The sequence below is a fragment of the Mycolicibacterium aurum genome, assembly GCF_900637195.1.
Taxonomy (GTDB): domain Bacteria; phylum Actinomycetota; class Actinomycetes; order Mycobacteriales; family Mycobacteriaceae; genus Mycobacterium; species Mycobacterium aurum.
This window is the reverse complement of sequence record NZ_LR134356.1, coordinates 887,286-903,115: the sequence shown is the minus strand read 5'-3', so window position 1 is coordinate 903,115 and position 15,830 is coordinate 887,286. Positions and strand designations below refer to the sequence as shown.

At 59.9% G+C, this 15,830-nt stretch carries 10 protein-coding genes and 1 pseudogene; 6 read left to right on the top strand and 5 right to left on the bottom strand.

Annotation, left to right across the window (positions count from 1 at the left end; all coding sequences use genetic code 11):
• The first annotated feature begins 98 nt into the window (after positions 1-98).
• The 4 genes from EL337_RS04365 (at position 99) to EL337_RS28985 (ending at position 3,495) form a co-directional block, all read left to right on the top strand.
• Positions 99-1,553: an EspA/EspE family type VII secretion system effector gene (locus EL337_RS04365; RefSeq protein WP_232786867.1), complete on the top strand. Its 1,455-nt coding sequence runs from the start codon at positions 99-101 to the stop codon at positions 1,551-1,553.
• Positions 1,554-1,593: 40 nt separating this feature from the next.
• Positions 1,594-1,887, top strand: coding sequence for a hypothetical protein (locus EL337_RS04360; protein WP_048634126.1), 294 nt, complete (start codon positions 1,594-1,596; stop codon positions 1,885-1,887).
• 2 nt (positions 1,888-1,889) lie between these two features.
• Positions 1,890-2,168: a hypothetical protein gene (locus tag EL337_RS04355; protein WP_048634053.1), complete on the top strand. Its 279-nt coding sequence runs from the start codon at positions 1,890-1,892 to the stop codon at positions 2,166-2,168.
• A 1,069-nt stretch (positions 2,169-3,237) separates the two neighbouring features.
• Positions 3,238-3,495 carry a hypothetical protein gene (locus EL337_RS28985; protein ID WP_232786866.1) on the top strand — a complete coding sequence of 86 codons (258 nt, stop codon included), beginning with the start codon at positions 3,238-3,240 and terminating at the stop codon, positions 3,493-3,495.
• An 18-nt stretch (positions 3,496-3,513) separates the two neighbouring features.
• Here the strand turns inward: EL337_RS28985 and EL337_RS04335 are convergent, their stop codons facing one another.
• Positions 3,514-4,608, bottom strand: coding sequence for a fatty acid desaturase family protein (locus tag EL337_RS04335; protein WP_048634051.1), 1,095 nt, complete (start codon positions 4,606-4,608; stop codon positions 3,514-3,516).
• A gap of 546 nt (positions 4,609-5,154) precedes the next feature.
• Between EL337_RS04335 and EL337_RS04330 the strand changes: the two are divergent.
• Positions 5,155-6,291, top strand: a pseudogene (locus tag EL337_RS04330) (IS3 family transposase).
• 285 nt (positions 6,292-6,576) lie between these two features.
• Here EL337_RS04330 and EL337_RS29260 read toward each other — a convergent pair.
• The 3 genes from EL337_RS29260 to EL337_RS04315 form a co-directional block, all read right to left on the bottom strand.
• On the bottom strand, positions 6,577-7,788 hold the full coding sequence (locus tag EL337_RS29260; RefSeq protein WP_157866334.1) for a DNA adenine methylase: 1,212 nt from the start codon (positions 7,786-7,788) through the stop codon (positions 6,577-6,579).
• Positions 7,785-8,954 carry a hypothetical protein gene (locus EL337_RS04320; protein ID WP_126316493.1) on the bottom strand — a complete coding sequence of 390 codons (1,170 nt, stop codon included), beginning with the start codon at positions 8,952-8,954 and terminating at the stop codon, positions 7,785-7,787. Before EL337_RS04320 ends, EL337_RS29260 begins: the two co-directional genes overlap by 4 nt.
• Before the next feature lie 215 nt (positions 8,955-9,169).
• Entirely contained in the window at positions 9,170-11,239 is a 2,070-nt protein-coding gene (locus EL337_RS04315) for a helicase HerA domain-containing protein (protein WP_126316491.1), read from the bottom strand.
• Positions 11,240-11,709: 470 nt separating this feature from the next.
• On the opposite strand from EL337_RS04315, the gene EL337_RS04310 reads away from it, so the two are divergent.
• Entirely contained in the window at positions 11,710-13,239 is a 1,530-nt protein-coding gene (locus tag EL337_RS04310; protein ID WP_083443186.1) for a reverse transcriptase domain-containing protein, read from the top strand.
• 69 nt (positions 13,240-13,308) lie between these two features.
• Here the strand turns inward: EL337_RS04310 and EL337_RS04305 are convergent, their stop codons facing one another.
• Positions 13,309-15,597 (bottom strand): AAA family ATPase, encoded by a 2,289-nt coding sequence (locus EL337_RS04305; RefSeq protein ID WP_048634049.1) that lies wholly within the window; start codon positions 15,595-15,597, stop codon positions 13,309-13,311.
• Between the last annotated feature and the right edge of the window lie 233 nt (positions 15,598-15,830).

The window sequence follows — 15,830 nt, the reverse complement described above, 5'->3', positions numbered from 1 at the left end:
GGCGGGTAGCTGGGCGAAGCGATAATGAGGTCCATGCTGGGAGTTGCGGAGGGGTGAGTGCACTCGGAGCGTTTATGACGGCGTGGTCCAGTGCGCGAATGACGTTCGGTCAGGGCATCCCTCAACCGGGGTCGGCGTACGACCGGAGTTCGGATCTCGACAGGCTCAGATCCGACCTCGACCAGGCTGTCCCCGGAGAGCGCTGGTTGGGTGCCGCCTCCACGTCATACGGGCACGCGCACGCCGATCATCAGCGCGTCGTCAGCGCCCTAGGCGTTCTCGACAAGCAACTGTCCCAGCAGGTCGACCAGTCCGCGCGGATCGTCAGCGGTGGGCGCTGCGACCTCGACTCGATACGCGACTGGGTTGTCGCAGCCGCCGGTAGCGTTCCGCGAGGCGAGACCGGAGAGCTGATGCTTATGCCGATCGTGCAGAAGGGCTTGTCGGACCTCGCCGACGTCGTCACCCGCGCCAACGCCGAATTGAGCCTCGTCGGCGGCAACATCCGCACCATCGGTGGCGAGTACCAGGCGCTCGGAAACGATCGGCGGTTCGGCGACGTGCCGGAGAGCCCGCAGAACGGCGTCGATGCCTTCTATGAAGGGCCCGAACCCGGCGACGAGGTGCCCTCCGAAGCTGACCGCCAGGCCAATCAAATCAGAGCATTTCGTGAAGTGTTCGGTCGCGATCCGGCCAATGGGAGTGATTGGCGCACCGCATCAATCCTTGACCCTCACAGTTATGACCCAAAGAACAAGGGAATGCCGGCGAACATTGTCGTGGCACGTATCGAGCCGGTCCCCGGCCAAGGGGTCGTGCGCACTAACCTTTTCATTCCGAACAAGGACGTGTGGGCACCGACGATCGGAATACCGCCCTATGACAACAATCTTGGCGACAATCGCGGGTTCTCCCCTGCCGCTGGACCGGAAGACTCTCGAGTCACGATCTACACCGACTTCGACAACGGCATTGTCGTGGCGCGCCAGAACCCGTCGATCAACGCCGATACCAGCGAGGTGCGCACCGGCACGCCGTCTATCGGCGCAGTGCAGCAATCGAACGGTTCTGTCCTCATTCACTACAACGCCGCGGACCCGTTCTCCCCCGGAGGGCAGGACCTCGCGAAAGGTTCTGGCATCAGCGTCAACGGAACATTAGGCATTGCACCGTCGGACAACGGACCGCTTGTCGGCGGCGACGACGTGACCACCTTCCCCGCGCTGGAGATATACAGCGATCGGGGTGGTACCACCACCACGCTACTGCAGGAAGGGCCGACATTCTTCGACAACGCCGCTGGCCCACTGACAGGCCTGCCTTTCGACAAAGACGTGGGAGACCTCCGCGTCGTCGAGAGCTTCAACAGCGTGGTTCCACAAGTGGTCCAACCGCTTCCACCCTTTCCGGAAGATCCCGCAGCTGTCCCGATCGCACCGCCGATGTCGATCGTGCCACCCGGGAACTTCACTGCGTTCGGCCCAGCTGCCGACGCCCCGACCGTGCGGGTCTACACGCCACTGCAGGGTGACGAGTTTCTCCCCGGCTCATGACGACGCTCTTTAGAATCCACGAATGCGAGAGCCTGGCGCCATGACTCCAACGATCGACTGGGTGCGCGCGACCGTCGTCGGCGCGATTGCCGGCGGAGCGCTGTGGGCGTTAGCCGTCTACGCGCTCATCGCTACTGAGGGAGCTATCGTCGCATGGGCGACGGTGTGCATCATTCAGGCAGCCGTCCTTGGTGCCGGCATCGTGGCGTTCCGGCGGGCCACAGCCGACAGCATCCGGTGCTACGCAGTTGGGGCCATTCTCACGCCGCTCGTCGGCCTTATTCCGGCTGCGGTGTTCGGGGTAGCCGGGTTGATCGTGAAAGTGGTTGGTTAGCAATGACTGCGGAAGCGGAACAGTCTGGAGTGGCGCCTGACCAGCGACCGACAGTGCTGCTGGCAGGTTTCTTCACCGGGCTCGCGTCGGTATTCCTGACAATGGGCGTTTATTGGCCGTTCGCGCCGCTATTTCCCGCACTGGTCGCAGGTGTGGCCGCGCTAATCCCCGCCGATGGGCATTACCGATTCGCCAAGGGCGCCCTCATCGCCGTGCTAGCGGTCGTTGTGTTTGAGGTGCTGTTCGGCGCGCTGTTACTGCTCGGATCACTGCTGCGGTAGCCGCGCCGATCCACGCACCAATTCACGGGAGTGTGCCGACACCGGCGTTACGGCGGACCGGTCACAGGACACGCGGCCGTTCGTGATCGATGCGCGTCAATGTGCAATTCGCGCAACGTCATCCGACAGTTCGGAGCCTGACCTACTCGCACCCAGTCCCATTGCCATCTCGGTCGAGATCGTAGATGTCATTGCCTACCACGGTCACGGGACCTTGGACGTAGGCGGGGCCGTTCCCGCTACCGCTGGCACAGTCCACATCACTGGCGATCGGGACGCACGCGCCTGAGTAATTTGGATCGCAATCTGAGCCTTGCTGCTGCGGTACTGGCGCTCCGTATACGCCTGTGGACTGGGGAAACGACGGACCGCCGGTGTCGGCGCCTGCTATAGGCGCGCAGACGATTGCGGCCGCAAGCCCAATTACAAGAAGTCCCAGTTTGTCCACAGCGGCAAACGGTAGCTCAATAGCCTAGGCACTTGCGGACAGTTACCTGGTTCTTCGCAAATTGGACTGTGGGCGTCACCCAACGCCCCGGCGGCCCGGACGTGCACCCAGACAATCGACCCGCATCGCAGCCACGGGACGTTGGTCTACGTGGTGCCGATCAACCGCACGCATTGCAGCCAGAGCCTTCTTGGCCCACCGGATTGCCAGGACACCGGCGAAAGCGCGACGATGAGGATCGTCACCAACGTCAACGTAGGCCAGCCCGATGTCCCCGACGGGGTCAGAAAGGAGTCATCTCGATGTATCCGCTCGCCGGAGGCAGCGGCGTGGTCGAGCTGCAACCTGGCTGGACACTGACACCACCATGGGTGAACAACAATGTGCCCATCAACTGAACCCGCCGGTGACAACGACCGCTTCGCGACCGAAGTATTGCGGAAGCTGTTGTTGCGCATCGCCAATGACGATTCGAGGGGCCACGCTCCCTACCAGGTCTCTCACGCCTGGACCGAGGGCCCGATGATCCGAGTGATCTACTCCGCTCCGCCGTCAGACCGGACATGGGGTCTCGCCCGCGACACCCGAGTGTCGGTTATCGACGCCGGTCCATGGCCGGACGTGGACGAAGCCGCCCTGTATTACTTCCTCATCGACTTCGAAGAGAACCAGCCGTCCTCATCGCCCGCCGGCTTAACCGAGGCGAACACGATTTATTGGTTCGGTCATCCGCTGGACGGCCTTCCGCAGAGACTCTCCGACGTACCCGATTCGCGCCGGGTGATTTTCGCGCAGCCACAGGGTTCAGCCACGGACTCGCAGAGCATTCCCCCGGAGCAAGAGCCGCGACGGTACGCAGATCCGCCGTCAGACAGCTGAGTTTGCGGTCTTTCGGTGCTACCCGCGCGTGTCGGCGGCGGTCAGAATGCCGTCGGGAACCGCCAGCTTGTGAATGGTCCGCTGCGTCCGGAAGTACTGGCTCGCGAACGATCCGGTGTTGTACGGCAGGTCGTACTTCTCGCACAGTTCCCGTACGCGGATGCTGACCTGGGCGAGGCGGTTGCTCGGTAGGTCAGGAAACAGGTGGTGTTCGATCTGGTAGCACAGGTGGCCACCTGAGAATGCCAACAGCGGGCCGGCTTTGAAGTTCGCGGCCCCGAGCATCTGCCGCAGGTACCACTCGCCTTTGGTCTCGCCGTCGAGCACGGCCGGGTCGAATGTCTCGGCACCGTCGGGGATGTGCCCGCAGATGATGTTCACGTACACCCACAGGTTGCGGAGCAGGTTCGCGGTGAGGTTGGCTGCGAGAGTCCGACGCCACCGTCGGAGACTCAGGGCGGGGAGGACCACGTAATCCTTGCTCAGTTGGCGGGCGACCTTGCCGAAAAATCGACGTTGCTCCGCAGCCCTGCCCGCTGGCGTGTCGACCCGATCGCGCTCCGAGCGCAGGCCGTGCAGAGCGATACCCCACTCGAAGGTCGCTGCCAACGCTAGGTTTCGCAGTGGCGTCCACAGGTAGGGATGGCGCCACGGTTGGTCGGGTGTCACCCGTAGGAGGCGGTAGCCGATGTCCTCGTCCATGCCGAGCACGTTGCTGAAGATGTGGTGTCGGTAGTTGTGGGAGTACCGCCACTGCGCTGACGATCCGACCATGTCCCACTCCCAATTGCTGGAGTGGATCTCCGGGTCGTTCATCCAGTCCCACTGTCCGTGGGAGATGTTGTGGCCGAGCTCCATGTTCTCGATGGATTTCGCGAAGGCCAGCGACGCGGTGCCCAGCCACCAACCTTTCCTCGACCGGCTGCCAGCGATCATCAGACGCGCTGCGACGTCGAGTGCTCGCTGGACGACGATCGTCCGGCGGATGTAGGCCGCATCCTTCGCTCCGAGCGACTCCTCGACGTCACGGCGGATCGCGTAGAGCTCGTCCGCGATCGCGTCGATGTCTTGACTGCTCAGATGCGTGTACGTGGAGACATCGGCGATCGCCATCAGGGGTGTCCTCGGGTGGGGTGCGGTAGATCGGCGCAGTCCTGCCACCGTCGGTGTCAAGACAGCAGCCTACGGCCTCGGACTTCACAGCGAGTACTCAGATTCGGTGGGATTGGCGGATTAGGGGGCCTCGACATTGCTTGACCTGCACTGGAGATCGACCTGGGAGGCCGCGCCGGTCGGCACTACGGGTTCGGTGCGCCTGCCTTAAGCCGCAGAACGGCGAGACATGGGGAACATGAACCGATACGCAGAACTGTCCTGACTACCGCCGCGGTGTTTTCACGGCAACGAGTCCAGACCACCAGCTTTGATCTGGGAGTCACGGGGTTCAAGTCCCGTCAGCCGCCGAGCAGGTCAGAGGGCTTTAGACCCTCCCCTCTGCGTCGTCGGAGCCTATGTCTCCAAAGCGCCTTGAACCTCTACTTCAATGTTGTCTTCGTCCTTCGACCGGCTCACGGAACGTCAGGTGAGCCCCCTGTGGTGGTCCAGTCGTTGTGGGACTCTGTTGCCCGGACGCTTCGGGCAGGAAGAATCACCAACGACATGGCATCGAACAAGCGCCGGCGGCACACCCCGGATCAGATCATCCGCAAGCTCGCCGAGGGCAACAAGCTGCTCGCTTCGGGCCAGGAGCTGGCCGAGGTGGGTCGGCATCTGGAAATTGCGGAATCGACGTGGCATCGCTGGCTGGCGCAGTACGGCGGTATGAAGGCCAACGACGCCAAGCGACTCAAGGAGCTCGAGGCCGAGAACGCCCGCCTCAAGAAGTTGGTCGCCAATCAGGCCCTCGACATCGACATGCTCAAGGAGATCGGGTCGGGAAACTTCTGACCCCGAACCGCAAACGCCGCGCAGCGACCATGCTGCGTTAGCGGTTCGGGGTGTCTGAACGCCGGGCCTGCACCGTGGTGGGCATCCACCGATCCACGATGCGCCTAACCCCGCCGCCGATGACCACCGAGGAAGCCGAACTACGTTCCTGGCTGCGCCGGTTGTCCACCGACCGGCCGCGGTGGGGTGGCGTCGCGCTGCCAAGATGGCCCGCCGCGCGGGCTGGCAGGTCAACAACAAGCGCATCCGCCGACTGTGGCGCGAGGAGGGGCTGCGAGTACCCCAGCGGCGCCGCAAGAAGCGGTTGACCGGCATCGGGGCCGCCGCAGGGGCGATGGCGCCGATCCGTCCGAACAAGATCTGGGCGATGGACTTCCAGTTCGACACCACCGCCGACGGCCGCACCGTCAAGATGCTCAACATCATTGATGAGTTCACCCGGGAGGCCCTGGCGATCGAGGTCGACCGCAGCATCGATGCCGACGGTGTGGTCGCCGTGCTGAATCGCCTCGCGCTCGTCCACGGCGCGCCGCACTACGTGCGCTTCGACAACGGGCCGGAGTTCGTCGCGCACGCTGTGTCCGATTGGTGTCGATTCGACAGTGCCGGTTCACTTTTTATCGATCCCGGCTCACCGTGGCAGAACGCCTTCATCGAGTCGTTCAACGGCCGACTGCGCGATGAACTGCTCAACTCATGGCGCTTCGACTCCCTACTGGAAGCCAGGGTGATCATCGAGGACTGGCGCCGCGACTACAACGCCAACCGGCCCACACCGCCCACGACGAACTCACCCCAGCCGAGTTTGCCCTCCAGTGGGCCACGACCCACCAACCGAAAGTCGCATAGCGACTGGACCACCAATCGGGTCCCCCTCAAACGGTCCGACGGCGCCCCGTGGCCGTCCAGAAGGACATCACCTTTGCGGGTTTTAAGATCGCTCCGTCGACATTTCCGCTGGTGACGGCAATTTGTGAACTTCCATGGATGTTATGTGTACATCGAGCTAACTCCCTGCTAGACAGGGAATTACGGCAATGGATAGTTGCGGACTCTTACTGTCACACCCGGGTACCGTGCGGATTGCGTGCGGACCGGTTCCCGGCTCCCCCTCATCTCACGTTTATGCCTCATTCATGGTCCGAGCGACCGGAAAGTCTTATCTTGAGGCACCGTGCTGGGTGGCAACGTCGTGAGGAGCAGCTCATCCGCGTCACCTCGCCCGGCTCGCGCCGCCGCACTGTATCGAAGGCGAACGAGTCGCTTCGAAATCCGCCACTGCTTCACCGCGTCGAGCCGGTCACTCCCGTGAGGGGTCATTCGATCACGTCCGTAGAGTAAGCAAGAATCCAACAACGCCTGGTCGTAGTCATACGACAGCAGCCACCGATACCGCATCTTGCGCGTCAGGTACGAAGCCAGCAATTCATGGTCGAGCTGATCAAGCCATCCCGCGGGGGCTGCGACAGATCGCTTCCGGGAACCACGTTGCGCGAACGACGTGTTGTAAAGGGTTGCCGACTTGTTTAGGTACGGCGGATCTAGATACGCCACGACGTGATTAGGGACCAGTGTCTTGTACACAGACGCCGTGTTCTCGAGAGTCTCACGCCAGCCCATGCACCAGACGTCGATAAGACGGCCAGTGGCGTAAAGATGACCGACATAATCGATCCGCTCCGCAAGCGCATCGGGGTTGAAGCGACACCCGATTCCGTAGTCAGATGCTTGGGCGCGTCCTCCTATGGGGCCCGCACGCCCGTGGAGTATCCCCGAGAAAGTAGTGCGATTCAGATAGAGGCACTTAACTGCGGTCTCGAACCTAGCCGCCGAAGCGGACATGCCTGGGCGCGGTTTCCATGAGCGCCAGTAGTCCCAGCGCGCTACGGCAGTAGACGGGCCCGGGATGACGAAGTTCGAATGCTCCTCCCTCATGCGAGCGATCAGCGCATCTGGTTGTGCTGCAGCGACCTGCCAGAAGGCTGCGACTAAGGGATCCGCGTCTGCGAGCAAGGCACGTTTGACCACTCCCGATCCAACGAGGCGCAGAGATGTCGACGCGCCACCCGCGAACGGCTCAACCAGGAGGTCTATCTCTCCCACGGATGGGTGTTTGGAGGCTGCCTGAATCAAGTGCGTGATTAGCGGGGCGAGCCCGCTTTTTGCACCCGGATACCGTAGCGGCGTCTGATAACGCCCACACGCAAGGGGATGATCGACCGGCTTCGGCTGGCTACGAATACCTCGCGCGAGCCGACCGACGTGCCGTGTAGCTGAGCTTGTGGGGGAGGATGCCGCCTTGGCGTTTAGCTCTTCGTTTGCAAGGGGCGTCGATGCTCTTATCACCGAGATGGTCCACCACCCGCCGAATGATCCAACCCCAGTTTGCGTTTGGCGACCAGACGCAACACGTCTGTCCCGACACCGATCGGAAATGCTGCCTTACCATGCGCCGCCGCCACTGGGATTATTCCGTCGCGATACATAGAGGAGCCCGTTCGATCGATGACATCTAGGATCGCCGTTAGGGTGGGATAACCGCTCGGACCTGGTTGACCGCCACCCGCGGCGTAAGCCGGTCCGTTAGCCGGCATTACCGTTGGAACGACTACGCGGCCGTCCTGCGCTCGATAGATAAACTTCCGACCCCAATACGTTTCCTTTCCGTAGTTGCCTGGGTCAGCTGTGTTGGCGATTCGCCCAATGACAGCGCTATCGCAAATCAGGAGCTCACCGGACACAAGCACATCGTGATGTGCGAGCTGGCGCGCGTAATCGACCATCGCTCCCGACTTTTCAATGCCGCAGATATACGGCCCTTCGCCTGGCGTTGTGTTCGCCATCGCTTGGAAGTAATCTTCAGCGCGACCGCGCAGCTTGGCTGGCTCGCCATACATGGCCAAGGGCCCGTCGAGGATGAAAAGCGTTGACGCAAGCAGATCATTACGGGATTGCTCCCATAGCAGCGTGGTTAGGCCAACCAGCACCAAGAGTTCGACTACAGACCGAAGTCGACCTAGCGGCTCTTCATTTCGACCTTCTTCACCTACCGCCTCGTGTATTCGGAGCGTGTCTGTCGGATACAGGTCGAAACCGCAAGATGGACACTGCCTCCCATCGGCCGGGACCTCAATGTCCTTTTCGGAACAGACTCCATTAGGACAGTTGACGGGTACCACTTCCGACGGAGCGCCGGGCGCTCCGTGTAATAGCATCAGCAGATCAAGCAAGCTTTGGTCGAGGCGATTGACCTCAATCTTCTTGGTAGCGAACAGTCTTGCGATCAGCTCACGCCACGACGTTACGATGCCTATGCCTTCGCGCGCGTATGCTCCGGCAATCGGAAGATCAAGAGAGATCAACGCGCTGTTGACTGCTTCCGCTATCGCCACGGGGTCAACGAAGCGTTGCATCCGCTGCTGCTCCATGATCTCAAGATCGACGAATGCTGCCGCCGCCTGCGCATATCCATACACAACAGATGGCATACCGTCACGGACGGCCTCGGCCACATTCGAACCGTCGATTGCGAGAGCAGACTTCAACGTCGCCGCTGACGGCGGTAGGCCCTCCCTAGAGAGGATACGTTCTCTCAACCATGAAGTGTCGCCAAGCTTCTCAGCGGGTACGTAAAAGTCAGACTTGTCCGCAAGGGCGCGCACTGCCGCGGTCGCGTGACCAAGCCGAGAGGCCTTCTCGTGCCCACCTGACAAAGTCTCGTAAGGCATTAAGGTTCGATCGGTCCGAGAGCGAGCGGCGGATCGCCCGCAGCGGCGCGCGCCTCGTTCACGAGGGCCGAGTCGTATTTTTCGATCTGGGTTGGAACGATGAACGGTGATGACAACGTCTTAATGCGGACGTAGCCTCGATCCTCGGATGACAAGATCGCGTCGGCGAATGAACCGAAGTCGTAGAACTTACTTAGTTCGTTGAGCTCCGTGCGGTTGTTGAGATGTGCCACAACCCAGTTAGCTGTGTTCGCCTTAACCTGATGTGCGACCCCCGACACTTCCTGTGTCGCATAAAGCATTCCGATACGCAGCTTCGCAGCTTCCTTCGCGAGCTTCACCCAGACATCGCCATCGTCTGAATACTTCTTGCTTGAGAACAGGTTATGCGCCTCTTCAAGCATTACTTGGATGGCCGGGGGTTCAGCGCCCGAGGTAAACGCCGTCGTCTGATGCTTGAGAATCCGACGCGTAATAGCCTCGGACAGTGCCTGTACGACAGTCGAAGTTCCGATGTGGAGGTCGACGATGACAATTAGACCGTCGAGCAAGTTCTGGTAGATCTCGTCGGACACATCAGCGTCCGTATTCGGGTTGTGGAACGGCCGCAAGTCGTTGAGGTTTCGCCATCCACGGACCTGCCGACCTCCGCTGCTCGCCGTGTATATCGGCTCGGTGGCGATCCAGATCGGGTTGTCGCAGAAGCGGATTGCTTCTTGGTCACCGCCGTCACGTAGAGCGAGGATCGCGTCGACAATGGGCTGGATCTGATCGGCCGTAACTGAGCAGAGGCCTCTGTCCTGCCTAACGACCTGGAATGGAGCAGGCCCATTCGCTGGCGTCAAGGATTGACGGAGTCGGGCGTTGATCTGAATCAGGACTGAGTACGGGAACTGGGTGCCCGGATTGTGATTCGGCGCGGCGAAGTCCGCACGCAACAGAGACGCATACAAGAGCAGTCGTCCACGTTGGGCTCGTTTGATCTGATCCCAATCACGCTCGACATCAGCGAATGAGGTTCCCGCGAAATCTCGCACATATCCAGCGTTGTCGCTTATGCGGAGTTGGTCCGCGATCATGCTTTGAACGGCCTCGATCTGGGCGGGATCGAAGAAGTTGATCCCGAGCGGCCTTACGTGACCTTGTCCAGGACCAGCCCCGAATCGGTAGATGCGCACGTGCCGATCACCGATTGCGGCGATCGCGGAGCCGTCTTGGGTGTTGTCGTTGGCATACTCGCCTTGAGGATCGAATATGAGTTGACCGATCGGTTGGCCACCTAGCGCCTTGCGCTCCTCTGAGACGGCAAAGGTACGGGCAACAATGATCTTCGCCGTGTTGGACTTTCCCGTCCGGGTCATGCCCAGCAGTCCTGTCTTATGTCCAATGAAATCGTGGATATTCACTGATACCGCAGCACTCGCTTGGTTCGCAGCCATCGCACGTCGCCTTGTCGCTGAGTATCGAACGGCCCCGATTCTCACGCGGTGAACTGGGTGGGGCGACGGCTTCAAGTAGCTAGCGATCGTTGATAGGCCCTCCCCTATCGGTTTCAACACTCGATAAGTCGAAGTTGCATAGAAGTTGTCGACATCAGCGCCGAACTCGAGTCGGCGGGTCCCGTCGAGATCCTCCTCGTAGAACGTCCCGAGGATTCTGCAACGCAACCCCGTGAAGGACGCGCGGTTCCTTGTGAAGGGATCCATGTCCACGTCGAGCACCACAGACGGCGACGGATTGTCGTCCCGCGATAGTGCGTCGCGTAGAGCCTCCTCGCGTACCGCATAGAGGTCGGCCTCAAGGCTCAAGGGTGCAGTTCCCTCGATCCGCAGAAGGAGCACTTCGTCATCGTCGCCTCCCTCGGCGCTGATGTCTCGGGCCGTGGCGAGCAAGAATGCAAACTGTGGGAGCCCACCTGCATTGAACTTCCACGTGTCATGAGTCAGCACCACCGCTTCGTGATAATCCAAACGCTGAATTGCGCCGATGCGCTGTGCTCGATCGTCGGCAAGCAGCTCTGTTTCGAGAAGAGTGCCCGCTCCAACACCCGGAATGAGGTCGACTGCCACATTCCCCCCTCTTAGTCGCCTTCCGATTTCGTGTAGGGGCAATAATGCCCCAGTTCCGCTCCAACTTAGGGCAGTCAGGCACTTGGCATGTCGGACGATATTTATGGCCGGACAGACGCACCACAACGGACTCGACGCGGCAAGTCTTATGGGCTATGACCCCCTGAGGGGTGCCTCCCTCGGCGTCGGGCTGCCATGCCTCGAACGGCCAGCCACTTCGGTTAGTGCTTTCTACCGCGCAAATACGAGCTGCGGCTTGTCTCCATGCGTATGATGCGATGCGGGTCCCAAGAGGGGCTAGGCCTGGCGTCGGTAGCGAGTAGGGGAACGGGTTGATCACCGCCTACTCACTCGAAGCTTCGACATGTTCGGAGCAGTGAAAGCATCATTTTGCATAATTTCGTATGACGCGAAGCCGATTAGGGGTCGGGCGGTCCGCCCGGCCCCTAATTTCTTTGTAGGAGAACACGATGTGGTGGAAACTGCAAGAGAAACTTGAGCTGGCGTCCAACCGACTGATTAAGGAGCACGAAGAGTACGCCAAGTGGGTTATCGACGAAAACGCTCGCCGCTCGCGACGCTGCGCTGAGACGCCCGAATTGCTGAGTGTCCAGCGGCCCCCGACCTGGCAAAAGACACCTGGCTTCAACCCCTATTTGGTACGCGCCCGCGCCTCGTCCATTGCGCACGCCATGACCGCTCGCCTTAAAGGCGGCTACTACGTTCCTCACGCGCCCGCACGGTTTCAGGTAGATAAGGCTGGCGGCGGTAAGCGGACCATCACGACGTTCGAGATAGCGGACGAAGTAATTTCGAACCGGCTCCTCCGCTCACTGTCCCGCAAGAACTTGTCAAAGATGAGTTCGCGATCCTACGCCTACCGATCGGGCCTATCTCCACATGATGCTTTGTCCTACGCAAGGTACGAACTCAAGACCAAGCATCGACTTTTCGTTGCAGAATATGACTTCACCAAATTCTTTGACAGAATAGATCATGACTACCTCTTCAAGGCCATGCGGCGTTTGGATATAATAATGACCCCCCTTGAGGAAAGTCTCATTCGTTCGTTTTTAAGTATTCGCCCAATAGAAATCGAATCCACAGGCGGGGATGAAATAAACTCCGGTGCAGTAGGACTGGCTCAGGGAACGTCAATAAGCCTCTTCCTAGCGAATATTGCCGCGACTGAGATGGACCGCGAACTTGAGCGACTAGGTGTCGGCTTCGTGCGCTATGCGGACGATACGCTGGTATGGAGTTCTGATTACGGACGAATCTGTAGTGCGGCCGAGCTTCTGCATGAGGCGGCCGAACAGATAGGCTCCCCAATCAACGTCAAGAAGAGCGAAGGTATCCGCCTCTTGGTGCGGAATGCCGGAGCTAAGACGGAACTCAACAAAGCCACATCAATCAACTATTTGGGGCATTCATTAACACTACGCGATATGCGCATTGGAGAAAACGCCGTTGACCGGATTAAACAAAAGATAAGCGGATTCATATACAATAACCTCATTCGTGAACCACTTCGCCAGCAGCAGTCGCCGAGTCAACTAACAGTTAATGATCGAGACTACGTCACATGCCTATTGCAGATTCGTAGATACATCTATGGCCCACTCAGCGAGAAGGAAATCCGACGGTACCTAGATGGGACGGTTCCATTCATGCGCTTTGAAGGCGTAATGGCGTTCTATCCACTAGTGAATGATAACGCACAGTTGCGCGCCCTCGATGGATGGTTGTCCAACCAAGTCTGGCTCGCTACTCGCCGACGACACAATCTCCTAACTGAACAAGGCTTACCTACCCCGAGGCCACTCGGGCTATCGAAGCAAGAACTTATCGGCTTCAAGACGACCTCTTCAACCAGCGGCCGTGATGTCGACCTACGAATTCCGAGCTTCCTCCGCATCTCGAAGGTGCTTCGTGAGGCAACTGAGACTTACGGATTCGGCGTTGTGCCCGGGGGTGCCACGCTGTACGCATACGACTAGCGAGAACCGCTCATATTCGTCCCCTAAAAGAGACTCGAACCGGGCCGACCGCACGACTCGGGGTCCAACTCATGCAATGGCATCCGCATCTGCACCTGTGGCCTGACACATTCGCTCAAAATGCTCTGGGTCTGCGAATTTGAAAAACTCCATACATCGGCGAATCTGACCATGTACTACGCGCCCATCGAGCACGTCGATGCTTTCATGCCCTTCCCCATGCGAGAATCGGTTACAGAAGTCGTATACGTCGCGATACGGATTTTCGGTAGCAACGTCCATTAATGATGCTAGGCGCTGATCGAAGTTGCCGAGGTGCGGTGCCTTATAGCTGGTAAAGACTTCCAATACGCGACGGGCCGCATTCGGCAAAAGAAATAGGCGGTCGTGGCTAGGCCCGTTAGCTACGCCGTCCATCACCTGCCTAAACAAGTAGGCATACTCGGTGGTCTGTTGCAGCAGCATCGCAGGTAGTGGTGCGACCCTGGTGCGGCGAATCCCTTGGTCCAATGAAGCGTACATCTCAAGAAAGGTGGCCTTGGGAAACCGCGCCTCGTCGGTGTTCTGCTCTTTGAGGATCTTCCTGCGCGAGTCGCTCCATGCGTTCTTCTGCGATTTAAGGAAGAGTCCCAGAAGCCCGAAGTCATGGGTGAGAACAACGAACTGGCCGAACCCCCTAAGCGAGTCGACAAGCCACTGATGCGTTGCGAATAATGCTTCGCGGTCAAGCGAACTCGACGGGTCATCAATAACGACGAGCCGTGCAGCTTTGTCGCCACTTACGGTCTCGTCTTCCAGTTTGCGCAGGAAATAGAGCAGCGACAATGTGGTGCGCTCGCCGTCGCTTAGGTGGGTGGCCGGGGCACCCCCGCGGAGGCATGCGTACGATTTTCCGTCGTCCGTGACACCAACGCTCAGGTGGTCTTTGCCATACACGCGGGCTAAATCCTTGGTAAGCGTCTCGGCCATCTGGCTGTTTGAAAATTGCTGTTGACGGATCGCTGCGAGTGTCCTTGAAGCAAGATCAGCAGCATCGTTTGCGGCTTTCGCATCTGCTTGCGCACCCCGCGCAGCCGATTCTGCGTTGCGAAAGGCTTCACTCCGAGAGCCAAGAATATGGTTCAAGACCGTCTCGTAGCGAGCTTCGACAACGACGTTGTGTTGATCAGCCTGCTCGTTGTGCTCAGAAACAGCCTGCTGCAAAGGAGCAACTAATAGATCGGTAGCAAGTACGTTCACATCCGGTGCCTCTGGCGTGACGCTTGGGTCATCGGCCTTAAGTTGGAGTGCTTTTTCCACCTCTTCCAACGCCCCGAGCCGCGCCGCCACCTCCGCCGCGACCACCTTCACGTGGACGCCGTACCCGTCGCGGACCTCACTACACAGCTCCTTCGGGTCTGGCATGTTAGTGAGCCAGCCCTCGAAGGCCACCTTTGTTGCCTTGACCTGTTGGAGCAACGAAAGCGCACGCTCACGGATCTGAAGCCAGCTTCGGTCGAAGTGCTTGGCTAGCTTCGCACGACGCTCCTTCGTAAGCGGCCCCGCGCAGAAGAGGCAGTCGTCTAGATGCTCGTGAAGCGGCATGCCCTGTTCAACCCATGCCTGCCGACCTTGGTCACCGGCAAGCGTTTCGAGGGCGACGCGAGTTGGTGTTTCAGCGAGCAAGGCACCAACGAACTCAAGATCGACCGCCCGTCCTGTCGGTGGGTCCGGAATTGCTCTCACACGGTCGGCAGCGCCTTCCCCGAGTCGCTTAAGAGCCTCAGCGTGCTGGCTCTCATCGGGGAACTCCCCGTTGTAGTCGCGAAGCTTCCCCTCAACGACGGGCATTGAGTAGCGATTCTTGGAGAAGCGCTGGTAGTCGAATTCACGCAGTTGATCGGCCACGGCGGTCTGAGCAGCGGTGGCCAGCTTCCGCGCCCTCGAAGTGTGATCCTGCCGCTTCTTGTCCGCCTCTTGGGCCTTAGCGCGATGGTCTTCGATCTGCCGTGACAACTCCTTCTCCCGCTCCTTCGCTTCGATCGCCTCTTCGCCGAGCGTCACGATGGGGGAAGCAGTTGCTCCGTCGAGGAACTGCGACAGGTTGCGTTGTACCCACGCCTTCGTGAACACCGCGACAGCAGGCGAGGGTCCGCCGGTCCCTGCACGCACGGTGTGCTGCTGTCCATCCTCGTCTTCCCACAGAACCTCGTTGGAACTGCCATCAGACGCGATCTCGAAGAGCAGCGACGCGAACGAGGATTTTCCGCTTCCGTTGTGACCGTAGATAACCGAACGCTTACCCAACGGCAGGTCAGCCGGCCAGAATCCCCTGCTCAACGAGCGATACGAACCGGTAGGTTCTAAGCGACGAAGCATGGAGCGACTTTAGCTAGTCCAGGCGACAGGTTCGGCCCAAATTTGGCCCGCGCGGCGCGGCGGGCGTAAGCCGCTGATCTAGATCGACTGTTTCAAATCTTTAGATTCGGACGCCACAGAGAAGGGGAGTTGTGCGGATACAATGCCCACGTCGAGACGTCGCACAAGTCGCCTCAGAAGAGTCTTCGCACGAGTTGACTGCTAAGGGCGCGGTGGAACCCCCTTCGAGTGCC